This window comes from Defluviimonas salinarum, assembly GCF_026013545.1.
Taxonomy (GTDB): domain Bacteria; phylum Pseudomonadota; class Alphaproteobacteria; order Rhodobacterales; family Rhodobacteraceae; genus Albidovulum; species Albidovulum salinarum.
This window is the reverse complement of sequence record NZ_JAPDOG010000009.1, coordinates 146,171-160,905: the sequence shown is the minus strand read 5'-3', so window position 1 is coordinate 160,905 and position 14,735 is coordinate 146,171. Positions and strand designations below refer to the sequence as shown.

The 14,735-nt window shown below is 65.8% G+C and carries 10 protein-coding genes, 2 tRNA genes and 3 pseudogenes; 3 read left to right on the top strand and 12 right to left on the bottom strand.

Annotation, left to right across the window (positions count from 1 at the left end; genetic code table 11):
* Nucleotides 1-445: 445 nt before the first annotated feature.
* Together OM960_RS12030 and OM960_RS12025 are read right to left on the bottom strand one after the other, a co-directional pair.
* Nucleotides 446-520: transfer RNA gene (locus OM960_RS12030), tRNA-Asn, on the bottom strand.
* A gap of 69 nt (nt 521-589) precedes the next feature.
* Entirely contained in the window at nt 590-1,501 is a 912-nt protein-coding gene (locus OM960_RS12025) for an MBL fold metallo-hydrolase (RefSeq protein WP_263336173.1), read from the bottom strand.
* 42 nt (nt 1,502-1,543) lie between these two features.
* Here OM960_RS12025 and OM960_RS12020 point away from each other — a divergent pair, with 42 nt between their 5' ends.
* The gene (locus OM960_RS12020; protein ID WP_263336176.1) at nt 1,544-2,869 is read left to right on the top strand and encodes an ATP-binding protein; all 1,326 of its coding nucleotides are present in this window, start codon (nt 1,544-1,546) and stop codon (nt 2,867-2,869) included.
* A 105-nt stretch (nt 2,870-2,974) separates the two neighbouring features.
* On the opposite strand, the pseudogene OM960_RS25640 reads toward OM960_RS12020, so the two are convergent.
* Both OM960_RS25640 and OM960_RS25635 read right to left on the bottom strand, forming a co-directional pair.
* Nucleotides 2,975-3,166 (bottom strand): annotated as a pseudogene (locus tag OM960_RS25640) (hypothetical protein); the annotation flags it as partial.
* Nucleotides 3,167-3,219: 53 nt separating this feature from the next.
* Nucleotides 3,220-3,333: pseudogene (locus OM960_RS25635) on the bottom strand (transposase); the annotation flags it as partial.
* A 69-nt stretch (nt 3,334-3,402) separates the two neighbouring features.
* Between OM960_RS25635 and OM960_RS12010 the strand changes: the two are divergent.
* Nucleotides 3,403-4,207 (top strand): annotated as a pseudogene (locus OM960_RS12010) (integrase core domain-containing protein); the annotation flags it as partial.
* A 42-nt stretch (nt 4,208-4,249) separates the two neighbouring features.
* Here the strand turns inward: OM960_RS12010 and OM960_RS12005 are convergent.
* The 5 genes from OM960_RS12005 to OM960_RS11985 form a co-directional block, all read right to left on the bottom strand.
* Nucleotides 4,250-4,519 carry a glycine zipper 2TM domain-containing protein gene (locus tag OM960_RS12005; RefSeq protein ID WP_263336178.1) on the bottom strand — a complete coding sequence of 90 codons (270 nt, stop codon included), beginning with the start codon at nt 4,517-4,519 and terminating at the stop codon, nt 4,250-4,252.
* Nucleotides 4,520-4,891: 372 nt separating this feature from the next.
* A complete protein-coding gene (locus tag OM960_RS12000) occupies nt 4,892-6,202 on the bottom strand; it encodes an MFS transporter (RefSeq protein WP_264772101.1) in 1,311 nt (436 codons plus the stop codon).
* A 6-nt stretch (nt 6,203-6,208) separates the two neighbouring features.
* Complete coding sequence (locus OM960_RS11995) at nt 6,209-6,466, bottom strand: metal-sensing transcriptional repressor (protein ID WP_263336183.1); 258 nt, start codon at nt 6,464-6,466, stop codon at nt 6,209-6,211.
* Nucleotides 6,467-6,814: 348 nt separating this feature from the next.
* Nucleotides 6,815-8,455 (bottom strand): BCCT family transporter, encoded by a 1,641-nt coding sequence (locus OM960_RS11990; protein WP_264772100.1) that lies wholly within the window; start codon nt 8,453-8,455, stop codon nt 6,815-6,817.
* A gap of 41 nt (nt 8,456-8,496) precedes the next feature.
* Nucleotides 8,497-8,913: a universal stress protein gene (locus OM960_RS11985; RefSeq protein WP_264772099.1), complete on the bottom strand. Its 417-nt coding sequence runs from the start codon at nt 8,911-8,913 to the stop codon at nt 8,497-8,499.
* 401 nt (nt 8,914-9,314) lie between these two features.
* Here OM960_RS11985 and OM960_RS25550 point away from each other — a divergent pair, with 401 nt between their 5' ends.
* Nucleotides 9,315-9,491 carry an integrase core domain-containing protein gene (locus OM960_RS25550; RefSeq protein WP_354003558.1) on the top strand — a complete coding sequence of 59 codons (177 nt, stop codon included), beginning with the start codon at nt 9,315-9,317 and terminating at the stop codon, nt 9,489-9,491.
* A gap of 95 nt (nt 9,492-9,586) precedes the next feature.
* Here the strand turns inward: OM960_RS25550 and OM960_RS11975 are convergent, their stop codons facing one another.
* The 3 genes from OM960_RS11975 to OM960_RS11965 all read right to left on the bottom strand — a co-directional run bounded on the left by OM960_RS11975 (nt 9,587) and on the right by OM960_RS11965 (nt 14,389).
* The gene (locus tag OM960_RS11975; RefSeq protein ID WP_264772098.1) at nt 9,587-12,127 is read right to left on the bottom strand and encodes an AMP-binding protein; all 2,541 of its coding nucleotides are present in this window, start codon (nt 12,125-12,127) and stop codon (nt 9,587-9,589) included.
* Nucleotides 12,128-12,768: 641 nt separating this feature from the next.
* Nucleotides 12,769-12,855, bottom strand: a tRNA-Leu gene (locus tag OM960_RS11970).
* Nucleotides 12,856-12,991: 136 nt separating this feature from the next.
* Complete coding sequence (locus tag OM960_RS11965; RefSeq protein ID WP_264772097.1) at nt 12,992-14,389, bottom strand: peptidoglycan-binding domain-containing protein; 1,398 nt, start codon at nt 14,387-14,389, stop codon at nt 12,992-12,994.
* Between the last annotated feature and the right edge of the window lie 346 nt (nt 14,390-14,735).

Sequence of the window (14,735 nt, the reverse complement as noted above, 5' to 3'; positions counted from 1 at the left end):
CACCTCAACCTGCCGCAACTTCATGACAATCTCTTCAGGTTTGTGCCGCTTCGTAGCCATTTCGATCCTCCGTTCTCCTAAACATAACGGCGGACCACTTCACTGGGGGAGGATCAGCGTTTTTGAGTCGCATTCGTGGAGAGGGTATCGCCGACAAAGAACTATCGGTGCTCCTTGCGCGAGAACTGCTTGTTCCCATTGTTCATGATACGACTTACGAAGCTCTCCGCGACGTCAGCCCCATGCTTGGCTCGCGTAGCGGTCTAAGCACCGCAGAAGAGCCCATGTCGGATGTAGCGACGAAGCTAGCCGAACTGGTCGCTGTGTAATGTCAGCGTCTCATTAGGCCTGTCCAGCCTGCTTACGATCTGCTTATGAGTTGGGCTATTAACAACAAAAGCCCCCTTGCGGAGGCTTTGCAATTACCTGTTTTAGCAGGGATTTTTGGCTCCGGCGGTAGGGATCGAACCTACGACCAATTGATTAACAGTCAACTGCTCTACCGCTGAGCTACGCCGGAACACCGGGGGCGATATAGCAAGCGCGGCGTGGGGCGTCCAGAGGGTCTTGCGATAAATTTCGAGGAACTTCACAGAAGCCGAAAATGGGCGTCGATTCCTGAATATAGTTCCGGCTCTGCGATCTTTTTCTCCATGAGATCAAGGAGGTGGGCGAAGACGTTTCGGGCGGCCGCGCGCATGAGCGGTGCCGGCGTATCGGTGTAGATCATCGCGGCGAGGCTCGCGGCATCCGCAGGGCCACGGGACAGCGCTCCCAGGATCGCTGCTTCGCGTTCGCGGCGATGGGCGGCCAGCGCGGCGATGCGGGCCTGTGCGTCGGGAATCGGATCGCCGTGGCCGGAATAGAGGCGCCGCGCGCCGGTCGCCGCGAGCCGGGCGAGAGAAGCCATGTAGGCCCCCATGTCTCCGTCGGGCGGAGAAACCAGAGACGACGCCCAGCCCATGACGTGGTCGCCGCAGAAGACCGTGTCTTGCCAGGCGAAACTCAGGTGGTTGCCCATGTGGCCCGGCGTGTACACCGCCCGCAGCGTCCAGCCGGCGCCTTCGACCGTCTCGCCGTCGCGAAGGCGGATATCGGGCGCGAACCCGGCATCGACACCCTCACCGCCGGCGAGCCCGCCCCCGGCCGCCAGCCGTTCCATCAGCGCCGAGCGGCCAGCGCGCGCGTCGCCAAAGGCGAGGACCGGGGCGCCGGTCGCCTCGGCCAGCGGCCGCGCGAGCGGCGAATGGTCGAGATGGGCATGCGTGACGAAGATGTGGCTCACGCGTTCGCCGGGAGCGAGGGCGCCGAGGAGCGCGGCGAGATGGGCCGGATCGGCCGGTCCCGGATCGATCACCGCGACCTCGCCTTCGCCGAGGATGTAGCTGTTGGTGCCGTGGAGCGTCATCGGCGAGGGGTTGGGCGCGAGCACCGTCCGGAGCCCCGGCTCCAGAAGCAGCACCCTGCCGGGGCGGGGCGGGATCCGCGATTCCTCCTTCATCTTGCGCTTTCTCTCCCTGACCGCTGGGGCTAGGCTCCGGCCATGCGTTTCGACTGGTTCAAGAGCATCCTTCCCCGCGGCCTCTACGGCCGCGCCGCGCTCATTCTCGTCCTGCCCATCGTGATCATCCAGATCGTCGTGTCCATAGCCTTCATCCAGCGCCATTTCGAGCGCGTGACAGCACAGATGACCCGCAACGTCGTGCTGGAGATCTCCTATCTCGCCGAGCGCGCCGATACCGCGGGGGATGCCGCGACCGCCCGGTCCGAGCTGAGGCGTCTGGCCGAGGCGCTGGCGATGACCGTCGACCTGCCGGCGGCGACGGATGCGCCGTCGGCGGATGCGCGGGTCTTCTACGATCTCTCGGGCCGAGTTGTCATCCGGACGCTGCGCGCCCTGGTCGAGCGCGTCGACGCGGTCGACGTCTCGGACCTGCGCACGGTGCGGCTGGTAATGTCGACCCGGCACGGTCCGATGGCGATCCGTTTCGAACGCAGCCGGGTCGCCGCGACCAACCCGCACCAGCTCCTGGTGCTGATGCTGGCGACCGGCCTTCTGATGACCCTCATCGCCTTTATCTTCCTGCGCAACCAGCTCCGGCCGATCCGCAGGCTGGCGCGCGCCGCCGAGGCCTTCGGTAAGGGGCGGATCGAGCCCTACCGCCCCTCCGGCGCGATCGAGGTCCGCTCCGCCGGCAACGCCTTTCTCGACATGCGCGCGCGGATCGAGCGCCAGATCGAACAGCGCACGTTGCTTCTGTCGGGGGTCAGCCACGACCTGCGCACGCCGCTGACGCGGCTTAAACTCGGCCTGTCGATGCTCGGCGACGATCCCGAAGCCACCGCGATGAGCCGCGATGTCGACGACATGCAGCGTCTGCTCGACGCGTTCCTGGCCTTCGTCCGGGGCGATGCGATGGAGGAGGAGGCGAAGGTCCTGGACCCGTTGCCGCTCGTGACCGCGGTGATCGAGGACGCAAGGCGCGCGGGGCAGGACGTCGTGCTCTACGCGGTCACCGGCGCCGGCGCGGCGCCGATGCGGGCGGGGGCGGTGCGCCGCGCGCTCGAGAACCTGATCGGCAACGCGGTGCGCTACGGCCGACGCGCCGAGGTGTCGCTGGCGATCCTCGACCGCGCGATCCGGATCACGGTCGAGGACGATGGCCCGGGCATCGCGCGAGAACGGCGCGAGGAGGCGTTGCGCCCCTTCACCCGGCTCGATGACGCGCGCAACCAGGATCGCGGCACCGGGGTTGGCCTGGGGCTCGCGATCACCGCCGACATCGCCCGCAGTCATGGCGGCACGCTCAGGCTCGGCGAAAGCGAACGGCTCGGCGGGCTCAAGGCGGAACTGGTCCTGGCGCGCTGATCGGGGTCATTGCGCGCCTTGCATCTCCAAGGCGGAATCAATCGATCGCTTCCCTTCCGCGAGGAATGCGGCCGGAGATGATCCTTCGTGGGGTGCTGCGGCGTTTTAGCGCTGATCCGGGAAAGGACGGGGTTTGCCCTCAGCGTTCCGACATCGGGCAACGGCTTGGATCACGGTGGTGCCGAGTGCGTTGAACCGGTTCACGATGGCGATGCGGATCTGGATTTCGGCGCTCTGACGGTCGGGGTCTCGTGACATGGTGCTCTCGCCGGCACTCTTCGAGCAGTTGATCCGGGCCGCGGCCAGTCCGGCGTGGCCATCTCCAACGGGCGCGCGACCAAACCGACCGTTTGGCGCAGTGGGAGGCCGAACTGGGCCTTCATGGTCAGGCAGATCTGGATCGCGCTCTCGAAGAAAGTCTCGGGATGGCAACGCTTGCCGTTCTTCCTGGCGTGCCATTCCATCTCCGGATCGAACCGGGCCGACAACGCGCCCCGGCGGCGCAGCGGCCCGTCATAGTCCGACCAGTTGTCCGTCGGCACGCACTGCTGCCCGTGGACGATTGCCTCTGTGCTCTCCAGCCCTCGATCCCGTATCTGACCCGGTCGGTGCTGCATCGCCACTTCGGCGATGAGCCATTGTGGCGCCATTGGTTCGAGCCCAAGGGCGAATGCATCTCGCGGCTGCCGGATGTCGAAGGCGACAAACCCAGGCGTCAGCGCTTCAAACGCTACCCCATCGGGTTCATTCACATCGACATCGCCGAGGTGCAGACCGCCGAGGGCAAGCTCTTCTCTTCGGTGCCATCGACCGCACCAGCACGTGCGCGGTCGCCCCACTGGTGGAGAAGGCCGGCCTACGGACGGCGCGGGTGTTCCTGGAACACCTGCTGGTGGCGGTTCCCTACCGGAGCCACACGGTCCTGACCGATCGAGCCATCGCGGCGCCATCGGTTCGAGCCCGATGGCGAGGAGCATCCAGTTCGCCGACCAGCCAAGGAACAGCAACACCCCAGATTCCAGGCAGATGCGCTTCGACATTATCTGCGAGGCGAACGGGATCGAGCACCGCCTGACCAAGCCCAACCACCGTTGGACCAACGCCCAGGTCGAGCGGATGAACCGGACGATCAAGGACGCGACAGTGAAACGCTTCCGCCACGAGAGCCACGATCAGCTGCGCGCGCACCTCGCGGACTTCATGGCCGCCTACAACTTCGGCCGCAGGCTCAAGACCCTCAGCGGCCTCACGCCTTACGAATACATCTGCTAGGTCTGGATTTCAGAGCCCGATCGATTCATCGTCGATCCGATCCACCAGATGCCGGGACTGAACACCTGGACAACTTGGGGCGCTAAATCCTGCCGCAGTGGGTGGCGCTTAAGGGCAGGCGGCCTGATAGGTTTGACCGGTTTGCGGGTTCCGATACGTGCAAGTGCGCGATGTCGGCTGGTTCGCTCCGACCTGCGCGCCGACCGCCGCTCCGACCAGCGTCGCGGCGGTTTTGCCGCTGCCGCTACCGAACTGGTTCCCAACCGCAGCACCCACGAGCGCGCCCGAAGCTGCGTTGACGCCCTGATTGTCCGTGCACCCCGAAACGATGCCGAAACTCGCCGCCATGATTAAGACGATTCCTGCTGCTCGGATCATTCTCTACTCCTTCCGCTAACGGCTCTTAGTTGAACAACCTTGCGGGTTTCTAAACGTCCGCATGTCTACTCGTCGGGCGATCCAGATGAACTTTTGTCGCCACTTCTTCAATCAATGCGCTTCCAATGAACTTTATCAAGCCTTTACATGTGTGAGCAATCCGATTGTGGTTAGCCCCACTCATGCTTTCTGAAAGCCTGCTTGGTTCAAGAGTTGGGGCTCGTCGGTTCTCCGAGGGAGTCCCGAGGAGGGGCAAAATGACATTAACCATCGTGGCAGGCCAATTCCGTTGGGGAGGCTCAACGAGCGCTGCCGCGAGAAACGCGGCCAGGAACAGCCCGGAAAACGCGATCAACGCGCTGGCGTCCGGTCTCAGGCGCCGTGCGGCCAGCGCGGGTGCAGATCATCGATGACGACAGAATGCCGGTGGCTTTCTATCCCGTGTTCCTTCAGATGCGGATGATCGGCGGGCAGGTCCGGATGCGTGTGAGGCAGGGCATCGGGCTCGGCGGCCGGCCAGAGGCGCAGCGCCAGAACGACGCCGAGCACAGCGAGCGCCGCCATCAGGAGGAACGTGGTGTCCAGCCCGAAAGCAGCACCAAAGCGTCCTGCGAGCGGATAGGTCAGAAGCCAGCAAGCATGGCTCAACGCGAACTGCGCGGCGAAGATTGCCGGGCGGTCCTCCGGTTGGGCGGAGCGCCGCAGCAGCCGACCGGTCGGCGTCTGGGTCAGGCTGTAGCCAAAGCCGATGACGACCCAAAGGGCCATCAGCACCGGCAGCGATCCCGCGAGCGGACCGACGAACGTGCCCAAGGCCAGGATCGCGGCGCCGGTGATCATCGCGGGGCGGTCGGCTATCCGCTCAAGCAGTTTCGGCAGGATCAGGGCCGCCGCCATCGAGCCGCCGCCGAAGGCCGCGAGCGCCAGAGCCACCTGCGGCTCGCCGAGACCAAGGCGCGCCTTGACGAGGACGACGGTGTTGACGATGACCATCGCACCGGCCGCCGCTACCGCGAGGTTCAGCGCCAGCAGCCCGCGCAGGCGCGGCGTGGCGAGATAGATGCGTGTGCCGCGCGTCGTGCGGTCCCAGATGCCGCGCGGCCGGGCCGGCTTCGGCGAGGGCAGCGTCACCGTCAGGAGCAATGCCGCCGAGGCGAGGAAACCGATCACCGTGCCGCCGAAAAGGACGGGGAAGCTGACCACCGTGAGCAACGCCGCCGCGAGCATAGGCGACAAGAGGCTTTCGAGGTCGTAGGCAAGTCGCGAGAGCGACAGCGCGCGGGTGTACTCGCCCTCGTCCGGCAGGACATCGGGGATCGTCGCCTGGAAGGTCGGGGTGAAGCCAGCCGAGGCGGCCTGCAGGAGGAAGATCAGCACATAGATGTGCCAGACGTCGCTCACGAACGGAAGCGCCACTGCGACCGCCGCCCGGATCAGGTCGAGCGCGACGAGCATCGCGCGGCGCGGCACCCGGTCGGCAAAGGCCGAGGCCACAGGCGCCAGCGTCACATAGGCCACCATCTTGATCGCGAGCGCCGTGCCGAGCACGAGCCCGGCATCCTCACCCGCGATCTGCCAGGCGAGAAGCCCGAGCGCGACGGTGGCAAGGCCGGTGCCGATCAGCGCGATCACCTGCGCCGCGAAGAGGTGGCGGTAGGTGCGGTTCGCGAGCACGGAAAGCATGATGCCTCAGAGCAGCTTGGCCATAGCCCGCATCTCGGCGAAGCTCTGCCCGCCGTCCTGCCCGAGGCAATGGTCGATATGATCGTGAATGAGCACCCGCTTGGCGGCCGAGACCGCCCGTTCCACCGCCAGCAATTGCATCGCGATGTCGGCGCAGGGCTTGCCGCTCTCGATCATGTCGATGACATGGCGCAGGTGGCCGTCGGCGCGTTTCAGCCGCTTGACGATGCCGGGGTGGGTTGCGTGGGTATGGGGTTCTGTCATTGAAGCCCCCTATCCCCCGGGCGGGGATAATGCAAGATCGCGTGAATGCGACGTATCGGGCGGACAGGCGAATGGCGACACAGCGTGGAAAAGGGGCAAGATCAAGCCGATCATCCACTAACACTCATGCCGGACCACTCAGGTGGGGCAGGTCAATCTCCCCCTGACCGCAGAAGCACCAAAGTGGCACAAGTAGCGTCAGGAGCGGCCATCCAACCCATCATTGATGCCGACCAAGCCGTCGGTCATTGAAAGGCGCCGAGACCGAAGACCTGCATCACACCGCCGATCCCCACGACCGCCTCACCAAAGTCGGCCCGGCCGTTACTCTGCAGCGTGAGAGCCAAGTCAGCGGGCTTCGCTCATCAGTCCACGCAGGATCGCCCAGCACATGAGCAGCAGCACCACCGTGAAGGGCAGGCCCGTCGAGATGACCATGGCCTGAAGCGCCCCGAGCCCGCCGCCGACCAGAAGCACGATCGCCACTGCGCCCTCGAACGTACACCAGAAGACCCGTTGCGGCAGCGGTGCGTCGACCTTGCCGCCCGCCGTGATCGTGTCGATCACGAGCGAACCCGAATCCGACGAGGTCACGAAGAACACGACGACAAGAATGATACCGATAACCGAAGTGATCGTGGCCAGCGGTAGCCCTTCGAGCATCGCGAAGAGCGACAGCTCGGGCACATAGCTGTCGATGACGTAGGTCTTTACCGAACTGGCGGCCGGGTTGGTCAGCACCTGGTCGATGGCGACGCCGCCAAAAACGGCCATCCAGAGGACGCAGACCAGCGAGGGGATGATCAGCACGCAAATGATGAACTCGCGCACCGTGCGGCCGCGCGACACGCGGGCGATGAACATGCCGACGAAGGGCGACCAGCTGATCCACCAGGCCCAGTAGAAGGCGGTCCAGCCCTGCATGTAACCGGTATCCGCACGCCCGACCGGGTTTGACAGCGGCAAGATCCCGGCCGCGTAAGCACCGAGGCCACTGAAAAAGTCGGCCACGATCGTCGCCGTCGGCCCGGCAAGCAGCACGAAGACGAGAAGAAGCGCCGCGATGCCCATGTTGATCTCCGACAGCACCTTCACGCCGCCGTCGAGGCCGCGCAGGACAGACCCCAATGCCACGGCGGTGATGGCGGTGATCAGCAGTACCTGCACCGTGATGTTGTTCGGGATGCCGAAGACATGCTCGAGCCCCGCATTGGCCTGCTGCGCGCCGAAGCCGAGCGAGGTGGCGAGCCCGAAGAGCGTGGCGAAGACCGCAAGTATGTCGATGACATGGCCGACCCAGCCCCAGATTGCCTCGCCGAAGATCGGGTAGAAGGCAGAACGGATCGTCAGTGGCAGGCCCTTGTTGAAGGTGAACAGCGCCAGCGCCAGCGCCACGACGGCGTAGATCGCCCATGGATGCAGGCCCCAGTGATAGATCGTCGCCGCAAGGCCCATCTTCCTCGCGGCCTCGACGTTTTCCGGAATGATCGCGCCATCCTCGCCGATCGGCGAAGGCACGCCCAGTGGTTCGGAGATCGCCATGTGATAGACCGGCTCCAGCACGCCAAAGAACATCAGCCCGATGCCCATGCCGGCGGCGAAGAGCATCGCGAACCAGCCCATGTAGGAGTAGTCGGGCGCGGCCTCCTTGCCGCCGAGCCGAACCGAGCCCCAGGGGCTGACGATGAGGAACAGGCAAAAGAGCACGAAGACGTTCGCGGCGCCTAGGAAGAACCAGTCGAAGGTCGACGTCAGCCAGGGTCGGAGCCAGCCGAAGACGGCACCGGCCTGATCGGGAAGGGCCAGCGCATAGAAGACGAAGGCCACGATCGTCAGGCCCGAGACAATGAAGACCGGGTTGTGGATGTCGAAACCGAAGGGACCAAGCTGGCCTTCGATGTTGTCCTGGCCGATCGTGTAATCGGTATCGATGATGTCCGCAGAGCCTTCGGGAACGGGGATGCCCTGGGTGTTGTCCTGGCCGGCCATGTGGCTTCCTCCTGTCGCAGGATAGTGTCGGTTTCCGGGTGTCAGCCGCGTACGAGCATCACCGAAGCGCGAGAATGCAACGCGAGCGAGCCGCCGTGCGACGCCCAGATGTAGTCGGTCACGTTCGGGATATGCGTGGCCATGATCACAAGATCGGCGCCGATTTCGCCAACGGTCTCGTGCAGGGCCTTGTCGAGTTCGGTGGTCGGGTCGTGGCTGATGACCAGGTGCGACGCCCCCCCGTGCCCGTGCTTCGCCGCTTCGGTCTTGGTAAGGTCCGCAAGGCGGTCCGCGACCTCCCCGGGACCGTGCCCAAGCTCGCTCGGCTCGGCGCTGGTGACGCCAACGTAGCAAACGGTGGCCGAATAGAGCCGTGCCAGATCGGCTGCCGCCTGCAGCGACTTCTGCATCCGGTCAAGGTGCTTCAAGTCCACGGGAACCATGATTTTGCTGAACACTTTGCCCTCCCATATGCGGTCTCGTCGGATCGCGGCGCCCGAGCCCGGCATTCGTACCGGCCATCAGAACGTGCGGTGGGTCCTGCTTCGGCCGGTGGCATGCCCGAAAAGGTCAACCGCGGACATGCCGGAAACTGGGCCAACTGCCGTGCTTAGCCCGTTTGGCGACTTTGGCATTGATATTAGAACACATTTTCCGGCAGCGACCAAATCGCGCTGGAGCGTTCCCAAGCTGCGCGGTCGGGCGGATGATCTTCGCCGCAGCCGTTCACGCCCGGGAGGTCGGTCAGGACATCGGCGCATTCGGACGCGGCCAGCAGGTGTTCGGTTGAGGTCGAGTGCTCCGACTGTTACGGGCTGGAACAGGAGTTAATCAAGCCGCGCAGCCCTCAGCAGAACGTATGGTCGAGCGTGTGAAGCGGACGCTGAAGGACCAGTGCATCCAGCGCAAGCGTTTCGATGGAATCCAGAACGCAAACCGCGCCATCGGCGACTGGCGCAGTTTCTGCAACCACCAGCACCCGCATCAGGCGCCGGATATGGCCCCTCCCGCTGACGCACGCGCATCAGCGGCCTAGCGTGTGCAGATTCCGCGGAACCGATACCAACTCGTGAAACCTGGCGCGCAGACGCTCGTCATGACCGACCGGCGACCGCGGCCGGTCACACCGGGTCATCCTGCCGGGTTGAGGAGCGATACTTTGCGGTAGGCCGGCAAGGAGATCAGCGTCCGTGAAAGCCAGGACAGCGCGCCTGCCGCCAGCACCCCCAGCGCAATCCCGCCCAGTATCGCCACGGCGTCGAAGACGACGGGAGACAGGTATGGTTCCATGAAGGGCATCAGCACCTCGGGCGCCAGGCGGTGCAGCAGATAGATCGGGAAAGCCGCGTGCGCGAGGCGCATGACACCGCGCACGATCACTCGCGGCATCGGCACCGCCTCGACAAAGAGGAGCACCCCGGCCAGCCCGAGCAGGCTCAGGTATTTCGACCAGGATCCGTACCAGTTGCCGCCGAGCCAGGCGGCGAGCGGCAGGATCAGCGCCGCCGCCACCAGGATCACGAGCCGCTGCGAGTAGCTCCGCGCCGCCGCGATGCACCAGCCGAGCGCAAACAGGTAGAAGTTCCAAGGCACCGAAAACTGCGAACGTCCGGCGGGCAGCGGCCAGAGTTCAGGCAGGGTCACCCGCAAAAGCACGCCGATGGCCAGCAGGAACAGACCGGTGCCGAACAGCGAGCGCGCCAGCCAGCGGCGCATTCCCGGCAGGCGGAAGACCACCACGAGCAGCAGGCACATCTGAACGTAGGCTTCGACGAACCAGTAGAGGTAGGGCAGCATGAGGTGCGTCTCGGGCTTCGTCACGGCGAAATTGCCGATCAGCGCGACGGACGCCCAGGGTATCTGCTGCCAGGCCACGGCATATCCCAAGAGGACGACGGCATAGGGGATCAGGACGCGCCCGAGCGGAGAGAGGAAGCGCGACGTCTCCCCCTCGACCAGAAACCGCGACCGGTGCTCCGCGACGCTCATCCCCAGCAGGATGACCATTGCAGCCGCACCGCCATAGACGGGCCACAGCGTCTGATGCGCGACGACCACGGCCAGAATCGCCAGAGCCCGCGCGAGAAGCGGCATCGGAACCCGGCTCGCCGGTCCCGTGGAGGCGCCTTCGAGCTCGGCGATCGGCCGCCGCTCCCAACCTTCGGGCAGCCCCCCGAAGTGCTGGTCCAGCGCGAGAGAGAGCTCGACATGCTGGAGGGAGTCGCCGCCGAGGCTCTGGAAACTGTCGCTCCGCCGGACCGCCTGCGGCGCGAAGGTCCGCGCGAATATGGGCAGCAGGCCCTTGTCGGGAGGCGGCGGCGACGCCAGCGCCTTGAGCGCCGGATAGTCGATCTTCCCGTTCGGGCGCCGCGGCAACGGGTTGCACCGAACCAGGACCACATGCCGGGCACCGACGCCCGCGAGCCGGGCCACGCGCGTCTGCAGTGCCTCGGAGGGGCGGCCCGTCGCAACCCAAATGCGCTCGTCATCGCCCCAGACGGCCGCGTCGTCTCCCGATGCGGCAAGCGCCTGTTCCAGCGCGTCGTGCCCCACGCGCAGCCCCGCGATCTTCGACATCCGAGAGCGCCGCCCGGTTATGCGGTAGAGCCCGTCAGCCCCGCACACCGCCAGATCCCCCGTGGCGAGTTCGTCGGTTTCGGAACCGCGGCCGAGATCCGCGGCATCGGATGCGTAGCCCATCATCACGTTGGGTCCGCGATAGATCAGCTCGCCCTCCCGCCCGGGTTCGGCGAAGGTCGCGCCGGTGTCGTCCCGCAACGACAGGCGTCCGCCCGGGATGGCCCGGCCGATGGCGTCCGGCGCGCCCGCGGCCATTTCGTGCGGCAGATAGGAGATCCGCGCCGTCGCCTCGGTCTGGCCGTACATCACCACGAAGCGGCCGCGCCGCTCCGACATCCTCTGCGTCCAGCGCTGCACATCGGCAGCGGGCATCGCGCCGCCGGCGACGGTCAAACAGGTCAGCCCGGCCGGCAACCCCCTTTCGGCGATCGCGGCCTCCAGCAGGCGGAAGTGATGGGGAACGCCGGCCAGACTTGTCGCCCCGGACTCCGCGAGGCGCGGCAGGAAGGTCGGCTCGAGGATCGTTCCCTCGTTCAACCACAGGCCTGCCCCCGACGCGAGATGCGAGTGGAGGACGGACAGGCCGTAGGAATAGTGCAATGGCAGCACCAGGGCGGCGCGGTCTTCCACTCCGATCGCCAGATATTCGGCGATGGACGAAGCGTTGGCTGAAACGGCGTCCCGGGAAAGGCGAACGCCGCGGCCTTGGCCGGTGCTGCCGGAGGTCATCATCAGGAGTGCCAGATCTGGATGAAGCTCGGAGGGCCGATCATGGTAAAGCAGTCGGAAGCGATTCCCCACCCGCCTCCAGCTCGCAGCGGGCCGAAACCGTGCTTCGAGGCTCAATGCGAGATCGGTCTGCCCCTCCGGCATCGGCATCACGGCGTGGCCCACCCGCAATGCGCCGAGATAGGCGGCAATCGTTGTCGGCGTCGGCGCCATCTCGATCGCGATCAGGCCGCGCCGCAGCGGAAACCTGCACGCGAAGCGAGCCGAGACCGCCGCGAGTTCCGAATAGCTCGTGACGCTATCGCCTGCGAGCAGTGCGGCACGATCCCCGAACGCCTGAAGGGCTTCATAGCTATGGAACAAGGTGCCCTCAGCCGATTACTGGTCGCAATGAACGCGCCCGATACAATGGTAGAGTATTTCAGTCAAGTATGAGCCGTTCGTGAGATGTCGTGGCCTGAAGGACCCAAGTGCGCCTCGAACACACAATCGGCTTTGTGTCATCCCCGCCCCCATACACTGGAAAGACGTCTGAGCCCCGCCCGCCATCGCTCTTGCATCGACCAAGTCCGCGGTCAGGCGAACGTCTCTGGACGCCGGACCTGCCGCGTGCCGCACAAGCGTCGCTCGACGCAGCATATCGCGGCATGTCCATGGTTCACCGTGAACGGAAGCAGCGCGGCAGTCTCGCCTTCCCCCGCATGGCCATTGACGCGGCGGCGAGGGCGGCCTGGTCAATCGTCAGCTCTTCGGGGTCGGCGATACTGCCAGTTATCACCTTGACCATCACGCCGTCCGGCCCGGTGTCCGTATCGGTCTGCCCGGGTCTGCCGGCCTGCCAGCCGCCATGAAGGCCCGCGCAGTCTATCGCTGCTGCACCGGCGCCAAGAGCCCCGGCAAACCCCCTGCCCCATCCAGGAGCACCTTTCGGTCGGGAGGCAGGTTCCGGACCAAGGCTCAGGCCCTGTTTTTTCGTCACTTACTTGCATTCAAGGAGATGAGAGTGGTGCGGTTGAGAAGACTCGAACTTCCACGGGGGTTAGCCCACAGCGACCTCAACGCTGCGCGTCTACCAATTCCGCCACAACCGCACCGGGCCCGAAGTTCACCTCCGGGCGAGGTGGGCGCTTCTTAGCCAAAGCCTCCGGCGATGTGAAGGGGAATTTTCGCCCCGCCGCGAAAAAACACGCGACGGGGAACCACCCCCCTGAAACGGCGCCCCGGCGGCTACTCGGTTACCTCGGCCGAGGCGGTGTCGAGCGGCAGCGCGAAGCTCGGAAGCGCCGCTGGCAAGGCTTCCGGCGCCGCCGGAACCGCGGCCTGGTCGCCGCGGCCGGCAATCGTGTAGGCAGCCTTACGCACCAGTTGCATCCGCTCCGGCTGGCCCGGCGCGAAGGGGGCCGCGCCGGTCAGGTCCGCGGCGGTGATCGCCATGTCGTACCAGTCGAAGGCGAGATCCGCCCGCCGGGCCGCGCCGAATCCCTGGCTCAGGTGATGGCCGAGAAGCTCTCCGTACGCGGCCTCGCCAAGTGCTGCGAGAATCAGGTTGGAGGCCACGGCCACGTCCATGTCGTCGCCGGAATACCCGACCGAGAGGCAGATCTTCGCGGTCGCCGCGAGTTGCGCCGGCGCCATGCCGGTCGAGAGCGCGAAATCGCGCACATCGGCGATGACGCGATCGGCGGTTTCGAGCGAGACCGATGCGACATGGGTTTTCATCGCCGGCGCGAAGCCCGCACATTGGGCCGCCACCTCAGACATGGTGACGCCGGGCACGCGGGCGGCCATCTCCTCACCCTCGGCGATGGCGAAGCTGCGGACGAGGCAGAACTGCTCGCCGAGTGCCGTCATCGGATCGGTCATGGTCGCGACCGTGGTGTAGCCGCCGCTGGAAGCCATCAGCCCGACCCGGTTGCAATGCGAGGCGAGAGAGGCCTCGATCGTTGCGCCGCCGAGGAAGGTCGGCAGGCCCGGCGCGGCCGGTTCCGGCTCCGCCTCGGGCTCTGGCATAGCGATGACCGCCTGCGGTTCGGGCGCCGTCACGGCGGGCGCCGAGGGCACCGGGAGCACCGGCGCCGCCGGCATGGCGGTCGTCATCTGGCCGTGCACCGCGCCCTGGCCGTAGGGCGTGACCCCGGCGGCCTCGTCGCGCCAGGTCAGCAGGAGCCCGCGCATGCCCATCGGATGGGCGGCGGCCTGGCTCATCGTCGCCGCCCCCCCCGCCACCGCGCGGTGGTAGGAGCCGACGAGCAGGTTGCGCTCGTATTCGGTAAGATTGCCGGTGGCCGGGTAGCCGAGCGTCGCCTGGTACTGCGAGATCGCCGACCGCGAGCGGCTGCCGATCACCCCGTCGGCGGCGCCGACCGGATAGCCGAAATAATTCAGCGCCACTTGCACCTCGCGGTTCTGGGCGCGCTGCGCAGAACTGACCCCGCTGTAGTGGTAGCTCGGCGAGCGGCGCACCACTTGCTTTCTCTTGTTGGATTCGTTGACGATCGCGCCACCGATGATGCCGCCGATGATGCCACCGGCAATGGCGTCGCCGGCATCGGCCAGGACCGGACCGGCCGATGACAGGACGAGCGAAACCGCTGCGGACGCGACGACGATGCGTTGCTTGATCATATCGTACCCCCCGACGAAAATGGCATTTCGCCGTGCCCCGGGCACGTCCAGGCCGCGGCGAGACTTGGAAACCACCCGAGTCTGAACCCCTCGCGTCGCATTGGCAACGGCGAAGGGGTTCAGGCCCGGGTTTTGCACACTCGTAACAAGAACTATCAAAAAGGCTTTCTATCTATGGTCGATCACCCAGCCGGACCCCGTTCCTGACTCCGACCGAAAGCCCGGATGGGCCAGCAAGAAGGAGACGATGAGTAGACCGGTCGTGACCGCCACCGAAGCGGCCGCAATGCGTAACACCGACATGCTTGCCCCCAATGATCTGATCAAAAAATCCCCGTGAACTTTC

What these genes read in the sequence shown, in the direction of transcription:
- OM960_RS12025 (WP_263336173.1), bottom strand. Translation starts at nt 1,501, where the DNA reads ATGAAGGAGGAATCGCGGATCCCGCCCCGCCCCGGCAGGGTGCTGCTT.
- OM960_RS11965 (WP_264772097.1), bottom strand. Translation starts at nt 14,389, where the DNA reads ATGATCAAGCAACGCATCGTCGTCGCGTCCGCAGCGGTTTCGCTCGTC.
- OM960_RS12000 (WP_264772101.1), bottom strand. Translation starts at nt 6,202, where the DNA reads ATGCTTTCCGTGCTCGCGAACCGCACCTACCGCCACCTCTTCGCGGCG.
- OM960_RS11995 (WP_263336183.1), bottom strand. Translation starts at nt 6,466, where the DNA reads ATGACAGAACCCCATACCCACGCAACCCACCCCGGCATCGTCAAGCGG.
- OM960_RS12020 (WP_263336176.1), top strand. Translation starts at nt 1,544, where the DNA reads ATGCGTTTCGACTGGTTCAAGAGCATCCTTCCCCGCGGCCTCTACGGC.
- OM960_RS12005 (WP_263336178.1), bottom strand. Translation starts at nt 4,519, where the DNA reads ATGATCCGAGCAGCAGGAATCGTCTTAATCATGGCGGCGAGTTTCGGC.
- OM960_RS11990 (WP_264772100.1), bottom strand. Translation starts at nt 8,455, where the DNA reads ATGGCCGGCCAGGACAACACCCAGGGCATCCCCGTTCCCGAAGGCTCT.
- OM960_RS25550 (WP_354003558.1), top strand. Translation starts at nt 9,315, where the DNA reads ATGGTCGAGCGTGTGAAGCGGACGCTGAAGGACCAGTGCATCCAGCGC.